General features: G+C 40.0%; 14 protein-coding genes. 5 read left to right on the plus strand and 9 right to left on the minus strand.

The genetic code is table 11. The annotated features are described in order from the left end of the window. The first annotated feature begins 27 nt into the window (after positions 1-27). Positions 28-2,634: a T9SS-dependent M36 family metallopeptidase gene (locus JK629_RS05965; RefSeq protein ID WP_202337696.1), complete on the plus strand. Its 2,607-nt coding sequence runs from the start codon at positions 28-30 to the stop codon at positions 2,632-2,634. A 51-nt stretch (positions 2,635-2,685) separates the two neighbouring features. On the opposite strand, the gene JK629_RS05970 is transcribed toward JK629_RS05965, so the two are convergent. Beyond that, positions 2,686-4,461, minus strand: coding sequence for a 1-deoxy-D-xylulose-5-phosphate synthase (locus tag JK629_RS05970; protein ID WP_202337697.1), 1,776 nt, complete (start codon positions 4,459-4,461; stop codon positions 2,686-2,688). Positions 4,462-4,567: 106 nt separating this feature from the next. Between JK629_RS05970 and JK629_RS05975 the strand changes: the two genes are divergently transcribed. Then, positions 4,568-5,017, plus strand: a complete 450-nt coding sequence (locus JK629_RS05975; protein ID WP_202338006.1) for a nucleoside deaminase — start codon at positions 4,568-4,570, stop codon at positions 5,015-5,017. 53 nt (positions 5,018-5,070) lie between these two features. Here JK629_RS05975 and JK629_RS05980 read toward each other — a convergent pair whose 3' ends face one another. The 8 genes from JK629_RS05980 to JK629_RS06015 all read right to left on the minus strand — a co-directional run bounded on the left by JK629_RS05980 (position 5,071) and on the right by JK629_RS06015 (position 16,215). After that, on the minus strand, positions 5,071-5,268 hold the full coding sequence (locus JK629_RS05980) for a cold-shock protein (RefSeq protein WP_202337698.1): 198 nt from the start codon (positions 5,266-5,268) through the stop codon (positions 5,071-5,073). 98 nt (positions 5,269-5,366) lie between these two features. Beyond that, positions 5,367-5,612, minus strand: a complete 246-nt coding sequence (locus JK629_RS05985; RefSeq protein WP_202337699.1) for a hypothetical protein — start codon at positions 5,610-5,612, stop codon at positions 5,367-5,369. A 32-nt stretch (positions 5,613-5,644) separates the two neighbouring features. Next, on the minus strand, positions 5,645-7,441 hold the full coding sequence (locus JK629_RS05990; protein WP_202337700.1) for a chloride channel protein: 1,797 nt from the start codon (positions 7,439-7,441) through the stop codon (positions 5,645-5,647). Between the two features lie 43 nt (positions 7,442-7,484). Continuing rightward, positions 7,485-9,239 carry an aspartate--tRNA ligase gene (gene aspS / locus JK629_RS05995; protein WP_202337701.1) on the minus strand — a complete coding sequence of 585 codons (1,755 nt, stop codon included), beginning with the start codon at positions 9,237-9,239 and terminating at the stop codon, positions 7,485-7,487. Positions 9,240-9,465: 226 nt separating this feature from the next. Then, positions 9,466-12,960 (minus strand): efflux RND transporter permease subunit, encoded by a 3,495-nt coding sequence (locus JK629_RS06000; protein ID WP_202337702.1) that lies wholly within the window; start codon positions 12,958-12,960, stop codon positions 9,466-9,468. A gap of 15 nt (positions 12,961-12,975) precedes the next feature. Beyond that, positions 12,976-14,136: an efflux RND transporter periplasmic adaptor subunit gene (locus tag JK629_RS06005; protein WP_202337703.1), complete on the minus strand. Its 1,161-nt coding sequence runs from the start codon at positions 14,134-14,136 to the stop codon at positions 12,976-12,978. Between the two features lie 44 nt (positions 14,137-14,180). Then, positions 14,181-15,560, minus strand: a complete 1,380-nt coding sequence (locus JK629_RS06010; protein WP_202337704.1) for a TolC family protein — start codon at positions 15,558-15,560, stop codon at positions 14,181-14,183. Further along, a complete protein-coding gene (locus JK629_RS06015; RefSeq protein ID WP_317193679.1) occupies positions 15,553-16,215 on the minus strand; it encodes a TetR/AcrR family transcriptional regulator in 663 nt (220 codons plus the stop codon). The genes JK629_RS06010 and JK629_RS06015 overlap by 8 nt, the downstream gene beginning before the upstream one ends. Before the next feature lie 103 nt (positions 16,216-16,318). Between JK629_RS06015 and JK629_RS06020 the strand changes: the two genes are divergently transcribed. The 3 genes from JK629_RS06020 to odhB all read left to right on the plus strand — a co-directional run bounded on the left by JK629_RS06020 (position 16,319) and on the right by odhB (position 21,546). After that, positions 16,319-17,293 carry a polyprenyl synthetase family protein gene (locus tag JK629_RS06020; RefSeq protein ID WP_202337705.1) on the plus strand — a complete coding sequence of 325 codons (975 nt, stop codon included), beginning with the start codon at positions 16,319-16,321 and terminating at the stop codon, positions 17,291-17,293. Between the two features lie 155 nt (positions 17,294-17,448). Further along, entirely contained in the window at positions 17,449-20,220 is a 2,772-nt protein-coding gene (locus JK629_RS06025; protein ID WP_202337706.1) for a 2-oxoglutarate dehydrogenase E1 component, read from the plus strand. A gap of 84 nt (positions 20,221-20,304) precedes the next feature. Next, positions 20,305-21,546 carry a 2-oxoglutarate dehydrogenase complex dihydrolipoyllysine-residue succinyltransferase gene (gene odhB, locus JK629_RS06030; RefSeq protein ID WP_202337707.1) on the plus strand — a complete coding sequence of 414 codons (1,242 nt, stop codon included), beginning with the start codon at positions 20,305-20,307 and terminating at the stop codon, positions 21,544-21,546. Positions 21,547-21,584: the final 38 nt, after the last annotated feature.

A 21,584-nucleotide genomic window follows, 5' to 3' on the forward strand; every position in this document is an offset into this window, starting at 1 on the left:
CTTTTTTAAATATTTAATTTTAACCCTATGAAAAAAATTCTTTACTTAATTATCATTTTGGCTGTAAACTTATCTTTTGGGCAGGATTATAGTAATGTGGTAAAAACGTATCTTCAGCAGAACCGAACGCAGTATTCTTTGCAGCAGCAAGATGTTTCTGATATTTCGGTTGCTTCCCAAAGCTTTTCAAAAAGCATGCAAGCCTATAATGTTTATGTTCAGCAGCAGCATCAGGGCATAAAATTGTACAATTCAAACTCACCTTTTTTAATTAAGGATGGTGTGGTAGTAAGTGCAAAGTTATCTTTTACACCAAATGCAGCGGCGAAAGTTAATAGCGTTAGCCCCTCTCTTTCGGCTGTAAATGCTATATCAAAAGCAGCCAGTTGGCTTGGGCTCCCAAACCCTTCAAATTTAAGTTTGTTGGAAACTTTGGGTGACCGCAGCTATGTATTTTCTAATGGAAATATTTCACAATACAATATTCCGGTTGAGCTTGTTTATCAAAAAATGGACGACACAGACTCTTTAAAACTGGCTTGGGATTTAAGTATTTATTTGATGGACTCCACACATTATTATAGTGTGCGTATTGATGCTCTTACAGGAGATTTATTGGATACAGATGATTGGGTGGTAAGTTGTAACTTTGGTGAAGGTTCACATTCACATAATTCTACGGAAAGTATCCTTTTCGGAAATAAAACAAACAATTCTGCCCGTACCATTGCAGGGGGAGCAGCCTATAGAGTATTCCCATTGCCTTTAATAGGGCCAAATGATGGGGAAGATCAATTGCTTACCGATCCAGCAGATCCCATGGCCTCTCCTTTTGGGTGGCATGATATTGATGGTGTTATAGGTAGCGAGTTTACTACAACCCGTGGGAATAACGTTCTTGCCCAAGAAGATGCTAATGGTAACAATGGTAATGGTATGCTAGCTGATGGTGGTTCCGGACTCTTGTTTGATTTTGATTATGATCTTCCCAGAGCTCCTTTTGCATTCCGCGAAGCGGCGATAACCAATCTTTTTTATATGAATAACATGATGCATGACATTATGTTTCATTATGGATTTGATGAGGAGTCTGGAAATTTTCAATTGAAAAATTATACCAACCTGGGAGCCCAAGGTGATTTTGTATTTGCTGATGCCCAAGATGGAAGTGGATTAAACAACGCAAATTTTGCAACACCGCCTGATGGAGGTGCCCCTAGAATGCAAATGTATCTTTGGACGGCTCCTGGAGATGTGTTAGGAACTTTTATGAACGTAAACTCAGGGCCGTTAGCAGGAGAATATTTGGCAATGGATTCTAATTTTATTAACGGAACTCCACTTCCCACTACAGCTATTACAGAAGATCTAGTTCTTGTAGAAGATGATAATGGCGGTTCATCTACAGACCCACACGATGGTTGTGATACTATTTTGAATAGTGCTGAAATTAATGGTAAAATAGCTGTGGCCAGATGGGGCGGTTGTAATGGTCCTTTTAAAATGACACAAATTGAGGCAGCAGGAGCAATAGCAGTAGTGGTAGTAAATAACACTCCTGCAGACCCAATTGCGATGCTTGGAGGTGGCTCCAACTTAAGTATTCCATGTATAATGATATATCAGTCAGACGGTGAAGCAATTATATCTGCACTGCAGAACGGCGATACAGTTAATGCTACATTGCGTGACGATGGCTCAGGAACCGACCCATTTCAAAGAGATGGCGATCTTGACAACGTAATTATTGCCCACGAATATGGTCACGGTATTTCTAACCGTTTAACCGGCGGCCCGTCTGCAGCTGGTTGTCTTCAAAATCAAGAACAAATGGGAGAAGGATGGAGTGATTATTTTGGTATGATTCTTACTATGAAAGATGGTGATTTAAGCACTAATGTAAGAGGAACAGGAACCTATGCACTTGGTGAAGGAATTGCCGGAAGAGGACTTAGAGCAAAGCCTTATACTACAGATTTTGCACTTAATGATTTTACCTATGATTCTATAAAAACACAAGTGGCTCCTCACGGAGTAGGTTCAGTATGGACTACCATGCTTTGGGATTTAACGTGGGATCTTATTGATGAATACGGATTTGATCCAGATATTTACAATGGAACTGGAGGTAACAATATTGCTCTTCAACTTGTTATGGATGGTATGAAATTACAACCATGTAGTCCAGGGTTTGTGGACGGTCGTGATGCCATCCTTGAAGCAGACGATATTGCCAATGGTGGTGCAAACAGATGTTTAATTTGGAGAGCATTTGCTAAGCGTGGTCTTGGTGTGAGTGCAACACAAGGCAGTACTGACAGTAAAGCAGATGGTACAGAAGCTTTTGACGTGCCCCCAGGGTGTGAACTTGGAATCTCTGACAATGGTGCTGACCAAATCAATTTTGTTGTGTTCCCAAATCCTTCTAACGGAGAGATTAACATCAAATCTAGATTTGATGTGGGAGCGGCTACCATCTCAATTTTTGATATGAACGGAAGAAAAGTCTTTGGTCAAGAAATAGAACTTCATCAGAACGCAAGAGTAGATGCCAATGGTCTTCATGCTGGTATTTACTTGATTCAGATTGAAGGAGGTAATCGTTCTCAGACTTCTAAACTGATAATTAATTAAGAATAAAAAATAAATAAAGATTGAAAAGAGGCTCGTTCGAGCCTCTTTTTTTTACAGATATATTTTAATTGTTTTATAGATTGCTTCAGAAGAAATTCCAAACTTTGACTGCAATTCTTCCACAGTTCCATGTTCTGGAAAAACATCGGGGATGCCTAACATCTTAATAGTTGTCTTATAATGAGGGCTGGCAAATGAAACAATAGCAGAGCCCATTCCGCCTACAGCAGTTCCATCCTCCACGGTAATTACAGTTTCATATTTCTGAAAAAGCTCATGCAATAAAGTTTCGTCTAGCGGTTTTAAAAAACGAAGATCAACGCAGCCCACTCGCTTCCTTTGGGAAGGGGAGAGTAAATTTATGGCTTTCAGTGCATTATGGCATACAGGGCCAAGGGTTAATAAGAGAATTTTATTGCCTTCTTTTAAAATTTCGGCCGTTCCAATATTAATTAAATTGAAAGGCTTCTTCCAATCCAAAATACTGCCTCTACCTCGTGGATAACGGATGAAAATGGGCAAATCCAGTCCAAGTTGAGCCGTAAACATTATATTTCGCAATTCAGTCTCATTACGGGGAACAAAAATAATCAGGTTCGGAATACAATTTAAATACGCCAAATCGAAGATTCCATGGTGTGTTGCGCCATCTTCACCTACAATCCCGGCACGGTCCAAACAAAAAATCACAGGTATTTTTTGAAGGCAAACATCGTGGATTACCTGATCGTAAGCCCGTTGCAAAAAAGTAGAGTAAATATTACAGAAAACGGTAAAACCTTGTGTAGCCATTCCCGCTGAAAAAGTTACTGCGTGTTGCTCTGCAATCCCAACGTCAAAAGCACGTTGGGGGAAAATATCCATCATAAATTTTAAGGAACTTCCCGTTGGCATTGCGGGGGTGATGCCAATAATTTTTTCATTTTCTGAAGCTAACTCAACCAATGTTTTTCCAAATACATCTTGAAATTTGGGAGGTTGCAATTGGTTATTTTTCGGCGGAAGATTTCCCGTAAGGGCATCAAATTTTCCTGGGGCATGATATACTACTTGGTTTTCTTCGGCTTGCCGAAGCCCTTTTCCTTTGGTTGTTATTATGTGAAGTACTTTTGGTCCCGAAACATTTTTAAGTCTTTCCAATTCTGCAATTACCAAATCTATATTATGCCCATCGATTGGTCCGGAATAATTAAAGTTTAATGCTTCAAAAATAGTATCTGCCTCTTTTGCGCCATTCAATTTTACTTTGGTGAAATAATTTTTCAGCGCCCCTACGCTTGGATCAATGCCAATAGCATTATCATTCAGAATAATCAATAAGTTAGTGTCAGTAACTCCTGCGTGGTTCAAGGCTTCAAACGCCATCCCGCTGGCAATGGAGGCGTCGCCTACAACGGCTATGTGCTGCCTATCCTTTTCGCCTTTTAATTTTGATGCAATTGCCATTCCCAGAGCTGCTGAAATTGCGGTACTGCTATGCCCAACCCCAAAAGTATCATAAATACTCTCGGCCCGTTTAGGAAAACCACTGATGCCCCCCAACTGTCGATTGGTATGAAAAATTTCCTTCCTACCCGTTAATATTTTATGACCGTATGCTTGGTGGCCAACATCCCACACCAAAATATCATCGGGGGTATTAAAAACGTAATGTAAGGCGATGGTAAGCTCAACTACGCCCAGGCTCGCCCCCAAGTGACCTTCTTTGGTCGCCACTATATTTATAATAAATTCACGGAGCTCTTTTGCCAGTTGCGGCAATTTTTTCTGTGGAATTTTCCGGAGGTCATCAGGAAATGTGATGGTATCTAATATATTGTTTGGCACGGTGTAAAGATACAGTTATTGCGAATTTGTTAATTGTTGAATTCGTTAATTTGTTAATTCGTAATTTCGTTTTTCAATTTCACTATAAAATCTAAGAAAATTGAGCATAATAAAGCCTTACGACGATACCTATTTTATGAAAAGAGCACTGCAGGAAGCAGAAGCAGCTTATAAAAATGGAGAAATGCCCATTGGGGCCGTTATTGTTATAAACAATCAGATTATTGCCCGTTCGCACAACCTTACAGAAACCTTGAACGATGTTACTGCTCATGCGGAAATGCAGGCTATTACTGCTGCAGCTAATTATTTGGGAGGAAAATATTTAATTGATTGTACGCTGTATGTAACGATAGAGCCCTGCCAAATGTGTGCAGGGGCTTTGTATTGGAGCCAAATCTCCAGGATTGTGTATGGGGCAAGAGACGAACAGCGCGGATGTATTAACTTAAGTACAAAGCTGCATCCAAAGACAAAAATGTTTGGTGGAGTTATGGCCGAAGATGCTTCACAGCTGCTAAAACGGTTCTTTATCGAGAAAAGAAATTTAAACTGAAATAAAAAAAGCCTTTCAATTTTGAAAGGCTTTAGGAGTTAACGTATATTTTTTTAGTCGTGGATTACGCGAACCTGAGCCGCAACACGTCCTTTTCTTCCTTCTTCTTCAACATATTCTACTTTGTCACCTTCGTTAAGGGCTTCACCGTTTAAGCCCGTTACGTGTACAAAAATGTCTTTTCCGGTATCGTCGTTTGTGATAAAACCGTAACCTTTAGATTCATTAAAAAATTTTACTGTTCCTTCCATTTTAAATAAAAAAATAAATTAATAATAAGTTACAAATGTAAAATAATTATGATTTCATTTGTTAACAAATTGAAAATTTTTTGGTAAATGCCAATTTTTCATATTTTTTTATCCTTCTGGTAATCCCTCATCTTATTAATGTTTTCTTTGGTAAGCATATATTCCTTAACGTTTCTGTTTCTCCATCTATGGTAAATAAAAAGGGGCATCAATATAAAAAACCCGACCATTAAGGTAAGGCCAATGATTAAATTTCCAGTTGCTTCATCTTCTGTCTTTAGATAGAAGCCTGCTGCCAAACCTATAAGTACGGTTATGAATAATATGCTAATAATGTATTTCATCTAATACGTTTTAAATTTGATTATCTGTTGCCTTACTTCCCTGAAAAGTCAATCAACTTTCGGCGATAGGCAGTAAGGAGTTTTGATTTTGAAACGAAACCATAGTATTTTCCGTTGCTTATTACAGGAAGGTTCCACGCCCCGGTGTCTTGGAATTTTTTCATGACATCGGTCATTTTATCTTCATCCATATTAATGATATCTGGAGGATGGTGCATAAGTTCCTTCGCTTTTAACTCTTCGTATAAATTTTGATCAAACATAACCGGGCGCAAATCATCCAATAATATAATACCCTCCAGTGAATCCGTCTCTTTGTTAAGTACCGGGAAAAGATTTCTTTTGGATTTAACAATAGCCTGATGTACAATTTCACCCAGGTTCATTTCTGGGTTTATGCTAATAAAGTCCCGTTCTATCACGGTTTGTATATCCATTAAAGTGAGTACCGCATGGTCCTTGTTGTGCGTTATTAAATCTCCTTTTCGTCCCAGCTCCATAGCATAAACAGAGTGTGGAATAAAATATTTAGTGATAGAAAAAGAAATAGCAGCGGTAATCATCAATGGAATAAAAAGTTCATAGCCGCCAGTAACTTCGGCAATAAGGAATATGGCTGTAAGGGGGGCGTAGAGCACGCCGGCCATTAAACCGGTCATTCCCACAAGAGTGAAATTGCTTTCAGAAACTCCATTTGGGAAGAGCCCACAATTGTTCAGGATTTTTGCGGCAACGTTGCCCATAATACTTCCCATAAAAAGTACTGGAGCGAAAATACCACCCACGCCTCCTGCACCAAAAGTGAGGGCGCTAGCTATAATCTTAAAGAAGACCAGTCCTGCCAATAGGGCAATTACCACCCAAATACTACTTAGTTCTAGGTTAAATATATTGTTCTGTAATGCTATTTCGGGGTTTCCTTTTACTAGGTTGTTGATTACATCAAAACCTTCACCGTAAAGCGGGGGGATGAAATACACCAATATTCCCAAACCCACACCCCCAACAAGTAGGCGCTTGCCGGGAGAATTTATTTTTTCAAAAACCGATTGTATATAGGCGTATACTTTCGTAAAGTACACTGAGGTAAACCCCGCCGCAATTCCCAAGATCATATAAAATGGCACATCGCTCAAATAAAATGCATCGGTATTTTTAAAGGGAAGCAAAATATCATTTCCGAAGAAAAAATAAGAAGTAAGTATCCCAGAAATTGATGCCAACAAAAGTGGAAGCATGGATGCTAGTGTAAGATCCAAACTAAATACCTCAATCGCAAAAATCAACGCCGCTATGGGCGCCTTAAAAATAGAAGCCATTGCTCCGGCCGCAGCACAACCAATCAATAAAGTTCTATTGGCTTGGTTTAAATGAAGTACCCTAGAGAGATTTGAACTTAAAGCCGCGCCAGTTGCAACCGTGGGGCCTTCAAGACCCACAGATCCTCCAAAACCAACGGTTATGGGGGCCGTTAAAATACTGCCAAACATTTGGTAGCGCTTTATAAACCCTTTCTTTTTTGAAATTGCAAATAATGTGGAAGGAATACCATGGCTTACTTTTTTCCGTATTACATACTTAATGATAAAATAGACAAGGGTGAGCCCAAGTATGGGGAACACGAAATAAAAAGCGGTATGGTAATATTGAATCAGGTTTCCTTCTAGCAAATGCTGGATAAAGTGCGTAAGGTTTTTAAGGATAACCGCGCCAACACCCGACAAAAAGCCCACAATAATCGCTATTAAATACACAAACTGCGTTTGCGAGATGTATTTAATACGCCAAATAAGAAAGCGGGTTAATAAATTTCGTTTTTGTTTTGGCATCCTTAAAGCTATCAAAAAATCCCGCGTTAGCAGGATTTTTTTCTTAAGATTTTATTTCAACTTTTAAATGAAGTTCTTCCAATTGCTTTTCATCGATTGGCGCAGGTGCATCAATCATTACGTCGCGACCTGCATTGTTTTTAGGGAAAGCAATAAAATCGCGGATGGTTTCCTGTCCGCCCAAAATGGCAACCAGTCTGTCCAACCCAAAAGCAATACCGCCGTGTGGAGGAGCGCCATATTGGAAAGCGTCCATTAAAAAGCCGAACTGTGCTTTTGCTTCTTCGGGTGTGAAGCCCAAATAATCAAACATCAGCGCCTGTGTTTTTTTATCGTGAATTCTTATTGAACCACCGCCAATTTCATTTCCATTTAAAACCAAATCGTAGGCATTTGCTTTTACATCACCTGGGTTGGTGGCCAAAAGCTCCAACTGCCCGGGTTTTGGGGAAGTAAAGGGGTGGTGCATGGCGTGGTAACGCTCGGTTTCCTCATCCCATTCCAAAAGCGGGAAATCCACAACCCAAAGTGGGGCGAATTCATTGTTTTTGCGTAATCCAAGTTGTTCTGCCAAGTGCATTCGCAGCGCACTCAACTGGGTTCTCGCTTTGTTTTTTGCGCCTGAAAGCACGCAGATTAAGTCGCCGGATTTTGCCCCGGTTGCTTCTGCCCATTTTGCCAAATCTTCTTCAGAATAAAATTTATCTACGGAAGATTTATAGGTTCCGTCTTCGTTGCAGCGAACATAAACCATTCCCATAGCACCGATTTGTGGACGCTTCAGCCAATCTATTAAATTGTCTATTTCTTTTCTTGTGAAATTATTTCCGCCGGGAACTGCTATTCCCACAACCAATTCTGCTTGATTGAAAACGTTGAAATCTTTGTGCTGTGCAACAGCATTCAACTCGCCAAACTCCATCCCGAAACGAATATCCGGTTTGTCGTTTCCGTATTTTGCCATCGCTTCGTCGTAAGTCATTCTTGGAAATTCGGAAATTTCTACTCCATTAATTTCCTTCAGCAAATGTTTGGTCAATCCTTCAAAAGCGTTTAAGATATCTTCTTGCTCCACAAAGGCCATTTCGCAGTCTATTTGTGTGAATTCCGGCTGGCGGTCTGCACGCAAATCCTCATCGCGGAAGCATTTTACTATTTGGAAATACTTATCCAAACCGCCCACCATAAGCAGTTGCTTAAAGGTTTGGGGTGATTGCGGAAGGGCGTAAAACTGTCCTTCATTCATACGGGAAGGCACTACAAAATCGCGCGCCCCTTCAGGAGTTGATTTTATTAAATAAGGCGTTTCTACTTCAACGAAACCTTCATTTGATAAATAATTGCGAACGGCAATGGCCACTTTGTGGCGGAAAATAAGATTCTCACGAACGGGTTTTCTGCGGATGTCGAGGTAACGGTATTTCATCCGTAAATCCTCCCCACCGTCGGTTTCATCTTCTATGGTGAAGGGAGGGGTGAGGGATTCATTCAGTATAGTCAGTTCAGAAACCAAAATCTCAACATCGCCGGTTGGCATGTTTGGATTTTTGCTTTCACGCTCAATTACGGTACCCGTTACTTGTATGACAAACTCGCGCCCCAGTTTTGTGGCTTTTTCCATTACTTCTTTTGAAGTTCTTTCCTCATCAAAAATAAGTTGGGTAATGCCGTAGCGATCCCGAAGGTCTACCCAGACCATAAAGCCTTTGTCACGGGTTTTATGTACCCAGCCTGCCAGAGTTACCGTTTTATTTATGTCTGCCGCGCGAAGCTGGCCGTTGTTGTGCGTTCTGTACATTTTATTCTAAAAAAAATTGAGACGGCAAATTTAATAAGTATTAAATGAATTGTTATGGTTTTGAAGGGATTATTATTTAGGACAAGCGGGTTTACAAATACACAAATTTTTAAAATAAGAAAAGACCTGCCTATTTTTTAAAATCCGACAGGTCTTTGTGCAATACAACTTTAACTTTTGCCATATTTTTATGGCATTTTATATGTCATATGATGTGACAGAATCTCTATTGATTCTCGCTTATCAATAGTTCTTTCGCCTTCTGTTTTTTCAGCTCCTTCATCCTACGTTTTTTTCTGAATTTAATTTTGGCACGGTTTACCAAATAGAACATTACCGGTACCACAATCAGAGTCAAGAAAGTTGCGAATATCAATCCGAAGATTACCGTCCACGCCAGAGGTCCCCAGAATATTACGTTATCACCACCTATGTAGATATTTGGGCTGTAATCTGTAAAAAAGCCAAAGAAATCTATGTTAAGACCAATGGCTAACGGAACAAGCCCAAGCACAGTGGTAATTGCGGTAAGCAATACGGGACGCAAACGTGATTTTCCCCCTGCCACGATCAAGTCAAAATACTGGCGCTTGGTAAGCATATCGTCATCGTCCATTTCCAGTTCTTGCATCTTTCGGTCTATAAGAATCTGGGTGTAGTCTATCAATACAATGGCGTTGTTAACCACAATTCCCGCCAGCGATATAATACCCATCATGGTCATAATAATTACGAAATCCATCTGGAAAACCACCAGACCAATAAACACGCCCGCCAAACTTAATACAATGGCGGTCAAAATAATGATAGGCTTGCTTATGGAGTTAAACTGGGCTACAAGAATGAGCATAATACCGCCCATAGCATAAAACAGCGCCAAGAGCAGGAAGCCCATATTGTCTGCTTGTTCTTCTTGCTCGCCCGTAAAGGCCAGGTTAATGTCTTTTGGCAGCTCGTAGTTTTGCAGTTCAACCTTTAGGTCGTTTACAATTTCTGTTGCGTTATACCCTCCAAGCACGTTGGAATATACGGTTATGGTCCGCTTTAAATCTTTCCTTTTAATAGAACTAAAGGAAGCGGTGTTATTTTTTGAGACCATAGCCGAAATAGGCACCTGCACAATTTTTCCTTGGTTATTACGGAAAGTAATGGGCTGGTTGAACAAGGCGCTTTCGTCATAACGGGATTTTTCGGAAAGACGGACGTTTATTTCATAATCGTCATCGCCTTCTTTATAGGTGGAAGCTTCCTCTCCAAAAATAGCACGGCGCAAGGTTTGCCCAATCTGTCCTGTAGAGATTCCCAATTGGCCCGCCTTTTCACGATCCACGGTCACGTCCATTTCGGGTTTACTTTTGTTAACGTCTATTTTCAATTCCTCAATACCGCTAATGCCTAAACCTTCAATATAGGAACGTAGCGCTTCTGCCTCGCGTAGCATTTCCTCATAATCCTCACCACTCAACTCCATGTTGATTGGATATCCTACTGGTGGGCCGGCGGCATCTTTTTCAACAATAATGGAAGCTCCTGGAAATCCTTTTACCGATTCGCGCACTTCTTCCAAAACCTTACTACTCTTAACGCCGCGACGCAATTGGAAGTCGCGCATGGAAAGGGTTATTTTTCCTTTTTGTGGCATCTCGTTGCTCTGGCCCCCATCTGTCTGAGGATTTCCTGCTCCTTGCCCCACCTGCGAAATGGCAGATTCTACCATATAATTATAGCCGTTGTCATTGTATTTTTCAATGGCATCAAACACGCGTTGCTCTACTTTTTTTGTAAGCTCATTGGTTTTTTCAATGTCGGTGCCTTGCGGATATTCTATGTAGGTAATAATTTGGTTTGGCTCATTCTCTGGGAAGAAAAGCACGTTGGGTTGCGCAACTCTTACCAAAATAAACGACATAATTAAAAGCGCAATCGTTCCGAAGAAAAATACGTAGGCCTTTTTTCCGCGCAAGGCATATTTTAAGGTCTTTTCGTAAAAATTCTCTAATTTCTTTAACGATTTATACTGAAAATAATCTACTGCACCTGCCAATACATATTTATACAGCCAAAGTAAAAGCGCAGCCAGTATTGCCAAATTTCCGAAACCTCGGAAAGCGGCTACATCCATTGCAAAACCAGCAATAAGGAGTAGGGCGCCAACACCTAATAAAATAAGACTCCAGCGAAAAATTTTCTTCTTTGAAAGGGGTTCTTCTTCAGTTTTCATAAATTCTGAAGTAAGCATTGAGTTTATTATCAAGGCCACAAATAGTGATGATGAGAGTACCACCGAAAGCGTTATAGGGAAATAAATCATAAACTTACCAATCATTCCCGGCCATAGGCCAAGCGGGAAAAATGCCGCAAGTGTGGTTGCCGTAGAGGCAATAATGGGCCAGGCAATCTCGCCCATCCCCTGTTTTGCAGCTTTTCGGGGCGGCATTCCCTCACTCATTAAAGTATATACGTTCTCAACTACCACGATACCATTGTCCACGAGCATCCCCAGTCCCATAACGAGGCCGAAAAGCACCATAGTATTTAATGTAAAGCCAAGTGATGAAAGGATAAACAGGGACATTAACATGGACAGCGGAATGGCGAAACCTACAAAAAGTGCGTTTCTAAAACCAAGGAAAAACATCAATACGATTACCACCAACAAAACCCCGAAAATGATATTGTTTACCAAATCGTTCACTTGGTTTTCGGTCTTGATGGATTGGTCGTTGGAGAGGCTTATGTGAAGACTTTTTGGCAAGTAGTTTTCCTGTTCCTCGGCAACTATTTTTTTAATCTGCTCAACTGCTTCGATCATATTTTTACCAGCACGTTTTTTTACATCGAGCATCACCACAGGTTCGCCGTATTCGCGGGCATAGGTTGTTGGGTCTTTTTCCTTAAATTTTATATCGGCAATGTCTTTTAAGAAGATAATACCATCGTCCTTTTTTACTACTACATTTTCAAGTTCTTTAGGGTCTTCAATCTCACCAGTAATACGAATGTTTTTCTGGACACCATTTGTGATAATATTTCCACCGGAAATGGTACTGTTCTCACCTTTTACTGCATTAATTATATTATCGAAACTTACCTGTGAAGCGGTCATTTTATAAATGTCAACCGCTATTTCAACTTCTTTTTCCTCGGCTCCGCGAATGGTTGCTTCCTTTATTTGCGGAAGCAGTTCTATTTTATCCTGAAGATATTCGCCGTATTCCTTCAACTTCTGGACGGGATAATCGCCCGTTAAGTTGATATTGAGGATGGGCATTTCTTCAGAAAAATTAAGATCAAAAACATTGGGTTCCACCTTGGCCCCATTTGTGAGCGTGGGCCAAGTGGTTTCAGACTTTACTTGATCTACTTTGTCCTTTACTAATTGTTTGGCTACAGGAATTTCTACATTTTCCTCAAATTCAACAATGATGATGGAATAATCCTGAAGTGTGGTAGAAGTAATTTCCTTTACGCCTCCCACGTCTTTAAATTCCTCCTCCAAAGGTTCGGTGATGAATTTTTCCACATCTTCTGCAGAGTTACCGGGGTTTACGGAACTTACATAAATTTTAGTTTCAATAATTTCGGGGAAAGCCTCACGGGGCATACTATAGTATGCAAAAGCACCCAAAAACAAAATGATGGCCATTACTACATAGACCGTCATTTTATTTTCAATGGCCCAAGACGAAATACTAAATTCTTTATACGGGTTCTTGCTCATAACGCAATTGGTTTCTTAGTTTTTGATTGTTACTTTTTGGCCGTCGCGAAGCGTTTTCGCACCTTCCTTAATAATGGTGTCCCCTTTTTTAAGACCCGATTTTACTTCGGTGTGGTTTTCATAGGATAGTCCAGTTTCAAGAAGCACACGTTTGGCAACTCCCACAGAATCGTTAACTGGTTGGTAGAGGTAAGCGATTGTTTCGCCTGCCGCATTTTCCTGCAAAATATTTTCAGGAACGGTAATTACATTTTCTGCGCTGTAATCATTCACTTTTACTGTTGCAATTAAATTAGGTTTCACCAAGCCATCTTTATTAGGAATTTCTATTTGGATATCAAAACTTCGGTTATTTGGATTAATATAGTTGCTCACTTGGCGCACCGTTCCGGTGAATTCCTCATTGATGGAAGCTAGGTTTACCTTTACCTGTGTCCCTTTTTTGATGTTTGTAAGATAAGTTTCAGGGATGGAGGCCTTTACGTACATATTACTTAAATTCACCAAACGGATGATAGGTGTTTGCCCCGGAACAACTACTTGTCCTGGGTCTGAAATAATCTCATCCACCACACCGCTAAATGGAGCGGTAATAACGGTTTTTGATAATTGCGATCGCAATTGCTGGGTAACGTTTTTAGCTGATTCATAATTTGTTTTGGCTTGTAAAAACTGAATTTCAGAACCTATTTTTTGTTCCCAAAGTCTTTGTTGGCGTTCGAAAGTGGTTTGTGCCAAAGCCATTTGGGCTTCTTGTTGCGCCACCTGGCTTGAAAGGCCGCCATCGTCAATTTTTGCAAGGCGTTGTCCTTTGGAGACGCGTTGGCCTTCCTTTACATAAACATTGGTTAGCACACCTGAGTATTCGGCATTCAGCACAACATTTTGGTCGGTTTCTACATTTCCCTGTACTTCTACGTAATGTTTAAATAGTGTGTCTTTTATAACCTCTGCGGTTACCAATGCTGGGCGCTCCTTTTTTTCATGTGTATCAATATATTGATTGAGCTTGTCGATTTCGGCTTTTAATTCGCGTTGTTGTTTGTTCATTTCTGCGCGTTTCGCTTTTATGGCAGTCATATCGCCAGAATCAATTACGGCATCGACAGATTGGTTGTCGCCCCCGCAGGAAACCAAGGTAATTAGGGTTATGAGGAATAGGATTGCTTTTTTCATTTGTTGATTTTTTTAAGTCGATTAGTTTATGAGTTGATGAGGTTTTAATATTTTCCCTTAATTTCTTCTGAAGTGATTCGCAGTTGCGGAATATTCAAAACAGTTTCAAGGTTTGCTTTTTCGTTAATGACTTCCACCATCGCTTGAAAATATTGTTGTTGGGCAGTATATAACTGCGTTTGTGCCTGCCGAAGATCAAAACTGGTAGATAGTCCTTCCATAAACTTTATCTGGTTTTTGTTTTCAATACGTTCAGACAACGCAAGGTTTTTCTTTGAATTTTCATAATTTTCTATGGCAAATTGATAATTGCTTTGCGCCGTAGTCAGGTCTAATTTTATCTGTTGCTGTGTCTGTTCAAATTCCGTCTTTGCTTGATCCAGTGCTATTTTGGTTCGCTGGTTGGCGGCACTTCGCATCCCGCTGCTGAATATGGGAATGTTAAGGCTTACACCCAGCACCGAAGACTGAAACCACCTTTGGTCACCGTTGAAAAATGTAAAATCATCACTGTTTGCCGAAGTTCCGTAATTAACAAAAGCAGATAGACTGGGCAAAAACTTGCTTTTTTCCAAACGGTTTTCGAAGTAACGTTGTTCAATTAGGTTTTGAGCAATTTTATAATCTACGTTATCTTCTATATTTAGGGAAGCATCCAAAAGCGCCAGACTTATGTTTTGGTTAGCAAGCTCATCAAGGTCATCTGTTAAGGTTACGGGTGCTTCCACAGCTATTCCCAAGGCTAGGTTGAACATTTGTTTGGCAATAGCCTGACTTCTTCGAGCGTTGTTTAGTTGTGTTTCTATATCCAAAAGGGTTAATTCCAATTGCTCAACGCTTTCTTCCTCTGCCAGCCCATTCTCAAAGATTTTACGGGTTTCATTGAGGTTGTCCTCAAGATTGGTTTTATTCTTTTCAAAAATATCCACGAGTTCCTGCGCCAGTAAAACACTTCCGTAGGCATTTATAACTCCTTTGCGAACTTCCAATCTCGTTTTTTCATTGATGTTCTCGGAATATCTCAAAAAAGATTTGGCAGCTTTAAGCCCTACCAGGTAACTTCCGTCAAAAATGAGTTGGTTCAATGTGGCTACAGCGTTTGCGTTTTGTTTGGTTCCAAAGGTTACCGGAACGAAAGTACCTGGTTCACCTCCGGTAATTTCCGCCGGTAAAAGCGTAACAGGCTGTTTTAGATTGTTGTTATAAGATACTTTTGTATCAACTTGCGGCAATCCGCTTGCGGTGGTTTCCCACTTTTGTTTGATGGCCTTCGCAATATCACGGCGTGCGTTAATGGACGTGTAATTGCTATCCAGCGCAAAGGTAACGGCTTCTTGTAGGCTAAAACTGTATTCCTTTTGTTGTTGCGAAAAACCTAAGGTTACAGACAGTAATAAACTGAAAATTAAAAGTTTTTTAGTCATTGGTTTGGTGCTCTTTGATGAATTTTTTTAGTGTTAGAAAACCTTCCGGGGTTACAATTCCACGAATATGATATTCAAGATATTCCTCGGTTAGGAATTGGGTTGAAAATTTTTCAATCGGGAACAGGTTTTGGTCTTTTATTCCGTGGATGCCCAAAAAATAAAGCCTTGCGATAAAATCTATGTTCAGGTTGCTTCGGTATAAGCCTTGCTCAATGCCCCTGCGAAGATTTTTTCGGGTACACTCCATCATTTTTTCAAAATGGCTTTCCTTTATGCCCTCAAAAATTTCGGGATAGTATTTTTGAAGCTGATATTGCGGTGATGACTGTTCTGCTTCAATAGTTCCCATTACAAATTTTTTAATTTCGAAAAGTTCTTCAATGGGGTTTTGTTCCAGAGAACAAATCTCGTCAATACCTGTTGTAATATTATGCAGAACATTACACGTACATTCCTTGACAAGAGCTGTCTTGTTCTTAAAGTGCGTATAAATGGTTTTTTTCGAAATGGCCATTTCATTGGCAATATCGTCCATAGTTACACTCTTAAAGCCAAGCTTAAGGAATAAATCTGTCGATTTTTGAATTATTTTATCTTTCATAGCGAGCGCAAAGATATGTCGGGAAACTTTTAAAACAAAAATAGTTTCCAAAGTTTTATTTTATTTAACAGAAGCTTAACACTAGGGTATTTTGCAGCTATAAATTGTGTGCTTTGAAATGCTTGTTTTACTTTAGCCGAAATTTTCTTCAACCATGGAAATTCTGAAAAAATACAACGACGACCTTCAAGAATATCTTGCCAAAGCTGTTTCACATAAAAAGCCACGACAGCTCTATGATCCCATAAAATACATACTCTCGTTAGGAGGCAAGCGTATTCGTCCCGCATTGACATTAATGGTGTGCGATTTTTTTGGAACCGATTATAAAAAAGCGATGAGCGCGGCGCTTGCAGTGGAGCTGTTTCATAATTTTTCGCTAATTCACGATGATATTATGGATAATGCCCCACTACGAAGGGGGAAAAGGACAGTCCATGAAAAATGGGACGTGAATACGGCGATTCTTTCTGGAGACGCTATGTTGATTTTGGCCTACCGTTTTTTTGAAAATTATGAGCCACAAATGTTCCAAGAGCTTGCAAGACTATTTAGTGAAACGGCTTTGCAGGTCTGCGAAGGCCAACAACACGACATGGATTTTGAAACCCGAGACGATGTGACCCTCGTGGAATATATCCAGATGATAGACCACAAAACTGCAGTATTATTGGGATCAGCGATGAAAATGGGCGCAATCGTAGCTGCGGCTTTTGAAACTGATAAAGATAAAATCTATCAATTTGGAAGAAATTTAGGCATCGCCTTTCAGTTGCAGGATGATTATTTGGATGTTTTCGGCAATCCGGAAACCTTTGGAAAACAAGTGGGCGGTGATATTATTTCAAATAAAAAAACCTTTCTTTATATTATGGCCGTTGGCCAGGGAACTTCGACACAAGCGGAAGAACTTGACCATCTTTTTAGCATAAACCCCAAAGATCCAACTGATAAAATTCTGACTGTAAGGGAAATCTTTTTAAACTCCGGTGCGGCAGAAGCCACGCAAAAGGAAATTGAAAAATACAGTAATTATGCATACTCATTGCTGGATGACATTAACATTTCGGATGAAAAGAAAGCAATGCTTCGTAGTTTTGGAAACGATTTGATGAAAAGGAATGTCTAAAAAAATTACGGGTAAAAATCTATTTTATCGAGAAATCCATTTGGGAATATTTTAAGATTTTAAACCGTATAAATCTGAATAATACAGTCAACTAGTTGCTATAATTATTGTATTTTTGTACCGTTTTATCAAAAAGACCCATTTGTATATTTATCATGGATAAATTTTCCTTCTTAAACGCGGTTCACCCATCCCATATCGCGGAACTTTACGAAAAATATTTACAATACCCAGACAGCGTGGAACCTAGTTGGAGAGCCTTTTTTCAAGGCTTTGATTTTGGTTCTGAAAACACTGCACACGAGTTTTTCGGCATAAGCGAAGGGGCACAAGCACCCCAACTTGCCGAGGGAGATAATTGCGAGGATGTTGTAAAGGAGTTTCAAGTTGTAAAGCTTATTGATGGTTACAGAACCCGAGGGCATCTTTTTACCAAGACAAACCCCGTTCGTGAACGCAGAAAATATACACCCACGCTTGCTTTGGAAAATTTCGGGCTTTCCCAACACGATCTAAAAGCTACTTTTAAGGCGGGAGAAATTTTGGGCATAGGTGAAACTACGCTGGAGGAAATTATAAAGCACCTTGAAAGCATTTATTGCGATTCTATCGGGATTGAATATATGTACATTCGTAAGCCTGATGAAATTCAATGGATTCAGCAGAAGTTGAATATAAACGATAATCAGCCCAATTTTTCTAAAGAACATAAAAAGCACATTTTAAAGAAACTTAACGAGGCTGTAGCTTTTGAGAGTTTTCTTCACACAAAATACGTAGGGCAGAAAAGGTTTTCTTTGGAAGGAGGCGAAAGCTTGATTCCTGCTTTGGACACCTTGATAGAAAACGCCGCAGAAAAAGGCGTTGAAGAATTTGTAATGGGTATGGCCCACCGTGGTCGTTTGAGTACACTTACGAATATCTTCGGCAAAAGCGCAAAAGATATTTTTAGCGAATTTGACGGAAAAGACTACGCACAGGATATTTTTGACGGCGACGTAAAATATCACTTAGGTTGGACTTCCAAAAGAAAAACAGAATCCGGAAAAGAAATTAATCTAAACATTGCCCCAAACCCTTCACATTTGGAAACAGTGGGTGCAGTGGTTGAAGGAATAACTAGGGCCAAGCAAGATGACCATCACAAAGACAATCCAAACAAGGTCCTGCCAATAATCGTTCACGGCGATGCGGCAATTGCAGGACAAGGTATTGTTTATGAAATTGTACAAATGGCGCAGTTGGATGGCTACAAAACCCAAGGAACAATTCATATTGTAGTTAATAATCAGATTGGTTTCACCACAAATTATTTGGATGCCCGCTCTTCCATATACTGTACCGATGTGGGAAAGGTGACCCTTTCACCTATACTTCACGTAAATGCTGATGATGTAGAAGCAGTGGTACATGCCATGAACTTTGCATTGGATTTCAGAATGGAATTTTCTCGCGATGTTTTCATCGATTTGTTAGGTTACAGAAAATATGGCCACAACGAGGGAGATGAGCCTAGATTTACGCAGCCAAAACTTTATAAAGCTATTGCAAAGCACAATAACCCACGCGATATTTATGCTGAAAAACTCATTGCAGAAGGTGTTATTGAGAAAGGTTATACGGACAAACTAGAGCAAGAATACAAAGATAAGCTGGAAGAAAACCTTGAGGATTCCAGAAAAGAAGATAAAACCACCATCACCCCCTTTATGCAAGATGAATGGGACGGTTATGATTATGCCGAGGAAGATAAAATGATGGAAGCTGTTGACACCACTTTTGATTTAAAAAAGCTGGATGAAATTGCAGAAGTGATTACCAAATTGCCCGAGGATAAAAAATTCCTGAGAAAAATAGCCAAACTTGTTGAAGCAAGGCACCAAATGTATTTTGAAGATAACAAACTGGATTGGGCGATGGGAGAATTGCTTGCGTACGGTACTCTTTTAAAAGAAGGCCACGATGTACGTATGAGCGGACAGGATGTGGAACGCGGAACATTTTCGCACCGCCATGCCGTTATAAAAGTTGAAGACAGTGAAGAAGAAGTAGTGCTTTTAAACCATCTGAAAGGCGACCAAGGGGATTTTTATATATACAATTCCCTGCTTTCGGAATACGGCGTAGTGGGATTTGATTATGGTTATGCAATGGCTAGCCCGAAAACCTTAACGCTTTGGGAGGCACAGTTTGGAGATTTCAGTAATGGAGCTCAGATAATGATAGATCAATATATATCTGCGGCCGAAGACAAATGGAAACTACAGAACGGTTTGGTAATGCTTTTGCCACACGGCTATGAAGGTCAAGGTGCAGAGCACTCTTCGGCACGAATGGAGCGCTACCTTCAACTATGTGCCACCGACAATATGTTTGTGGCAGACGTAACAACACCTGCGAACCTTTTTCATCTATTCAGAAGACAGATGAAAGTGAATTATCGCAAGCCTTTGATTGTATTTACTCCAAAAAGTTTATTGCGTCATCCAAAAGTGGTTTCAACTAAGGAAGAAATGGCAAATGGAAGTTTCCAAATGGTAATTGATGATGCAGAGGCTAAAATATCAAAAGTGAAAACTTTAGTTTTTGTTACAGGAAAATTTTATTACGATCTGCTTGAAAAGCGAGAGGAATTGAATAGAGACGATGTTGCGTTGGTTCGTGTGGAGCAATTATTCCCATTGCCAACAGATGAAATGAAGAAAATTCTCAAAAAGTACAAAAATGCAGATGATGTAGTTTGGGCTCAGGAAGAACCTAAAAACATGGGCGCCTATTCACACATTTTAATGCATTTTGAAGAAGCGAGAAATTTTAGGGTTTGCAGCAGAAAAATGTATGCTGCTCCTGCAGCTGGTAGTACTGTGAGATCAAAAGCGCGTCACGCCAAAGTGATTGAAAACGTGTTTGATAAAAATATGGATTAGTTTTTCTGAAAATTTTTACAGAAAGAAAAAAGAAATTAAATTTAAAGAATTGTAAACCTAGGGTTTATATAAATTAAAGAACGTATGGCATTAGAAATGAAAGTCCCCTCACCGGGAGAATCCATCACCGAAGTTGAAATAGCATCTTGGCTAGTAGCAGATGGCGATTATGTGGAAAAAGACCAAGCAATCGCTGAAGTGGATAGCGACAAAGCAACACTTGAACTTCCTGCCGAGGCAAGCGGTATTATCACATTAAAAGCGGAAGAGGGCGACACAGTTGCTGTCGGCGATGTAGTTTGCTTAATCGATACCGATGCTAAAAAGCCCGGTGGTGATGCTGAAAAGAAATCTGATAAAAAAGAGGAGGCCCCAAAAAAGGCAGAAGTCAAAAAAGAGACTCCTTCAAAACCATCAACTCCTAATCAAGAGCAGGATAATAAAACTTATGCTACGGGGTCACCTTCCCCTGCAGCCAAGAAAATCCTTGATGAGAAAGGAGTCGCTTCAAAAGATGTAAAGGGTACAGGGCGTGATGGGCGCATAACTAAAGACGATGCAACAAACGCTACACCTTCTATGGGAACTCCCGGCACAGGTAGTCGTGGCAGTGAGCGTAAAAAACTCTCTATGCTACGTAGAAAAGTTGCCGAGCGTTTGGTTTCAGCAAAAAATGAAACTGCAATGCTTACTACTTTTAACGAAGTAGACATGACTGCTATTTTTGAATTGCGAAACCAATACAAAGAGCAGTTTAAAGAAAAACATGGAGTAGGTCTTGGTTTTATGTCCTTTTTCACACTGGCAGTAGTTCGCGCGTTGGAACTTTATCCAGACGTAAACTCCATGATTGATGGCGATTATATGATAACATACGATTTCAAAGACATATCTATTGCTGTTTCTGGGCCAAAAGGATTAATGGTTCCGGTGATTAGAAATGCTGAAAATCTAAGCTTCAGAGGTGTGGAAGATGAAGTGAAAAGACTTGCGATTAGAGCTCGCGATGGACAAATTACCGTGGATGAAATGACTGGCGGAACGTTTACCATCTCAAATGGTGGGGTTTTTGGAAGCATGCTTTCCACCCCAATTATAAACCCACCGCAGTCTGCAATTTTGGGTATGCACAATATCGTGGAACGTCCTATAGTTCGTGACGGCGGTATTGTTGTTGCACCTGTAATGTATGTGGCACTTTCTTATGATCACAGAATTATTGATGGCCGTGAGTCTGTAGGATTTTTGGTAGCTGTAAAAGAAGCTTTGGAAAGCCCCGAAGAACTTTTGATGAACAATGATGTTAAGCGCGCCCTAGAATTATAAATTACAAAAATGATAGAAAATAAAAATCCGGCCTGTAG

It is taken from the genome of Aequorivita iocasae (assembly GCF_016757735.1).
GTDB lineage: Bacteria > Bacteroidota > Bacteroidia > Flavobacteriales > Flavobacteriaceae > Aequorivita > Aequorivita iocasae.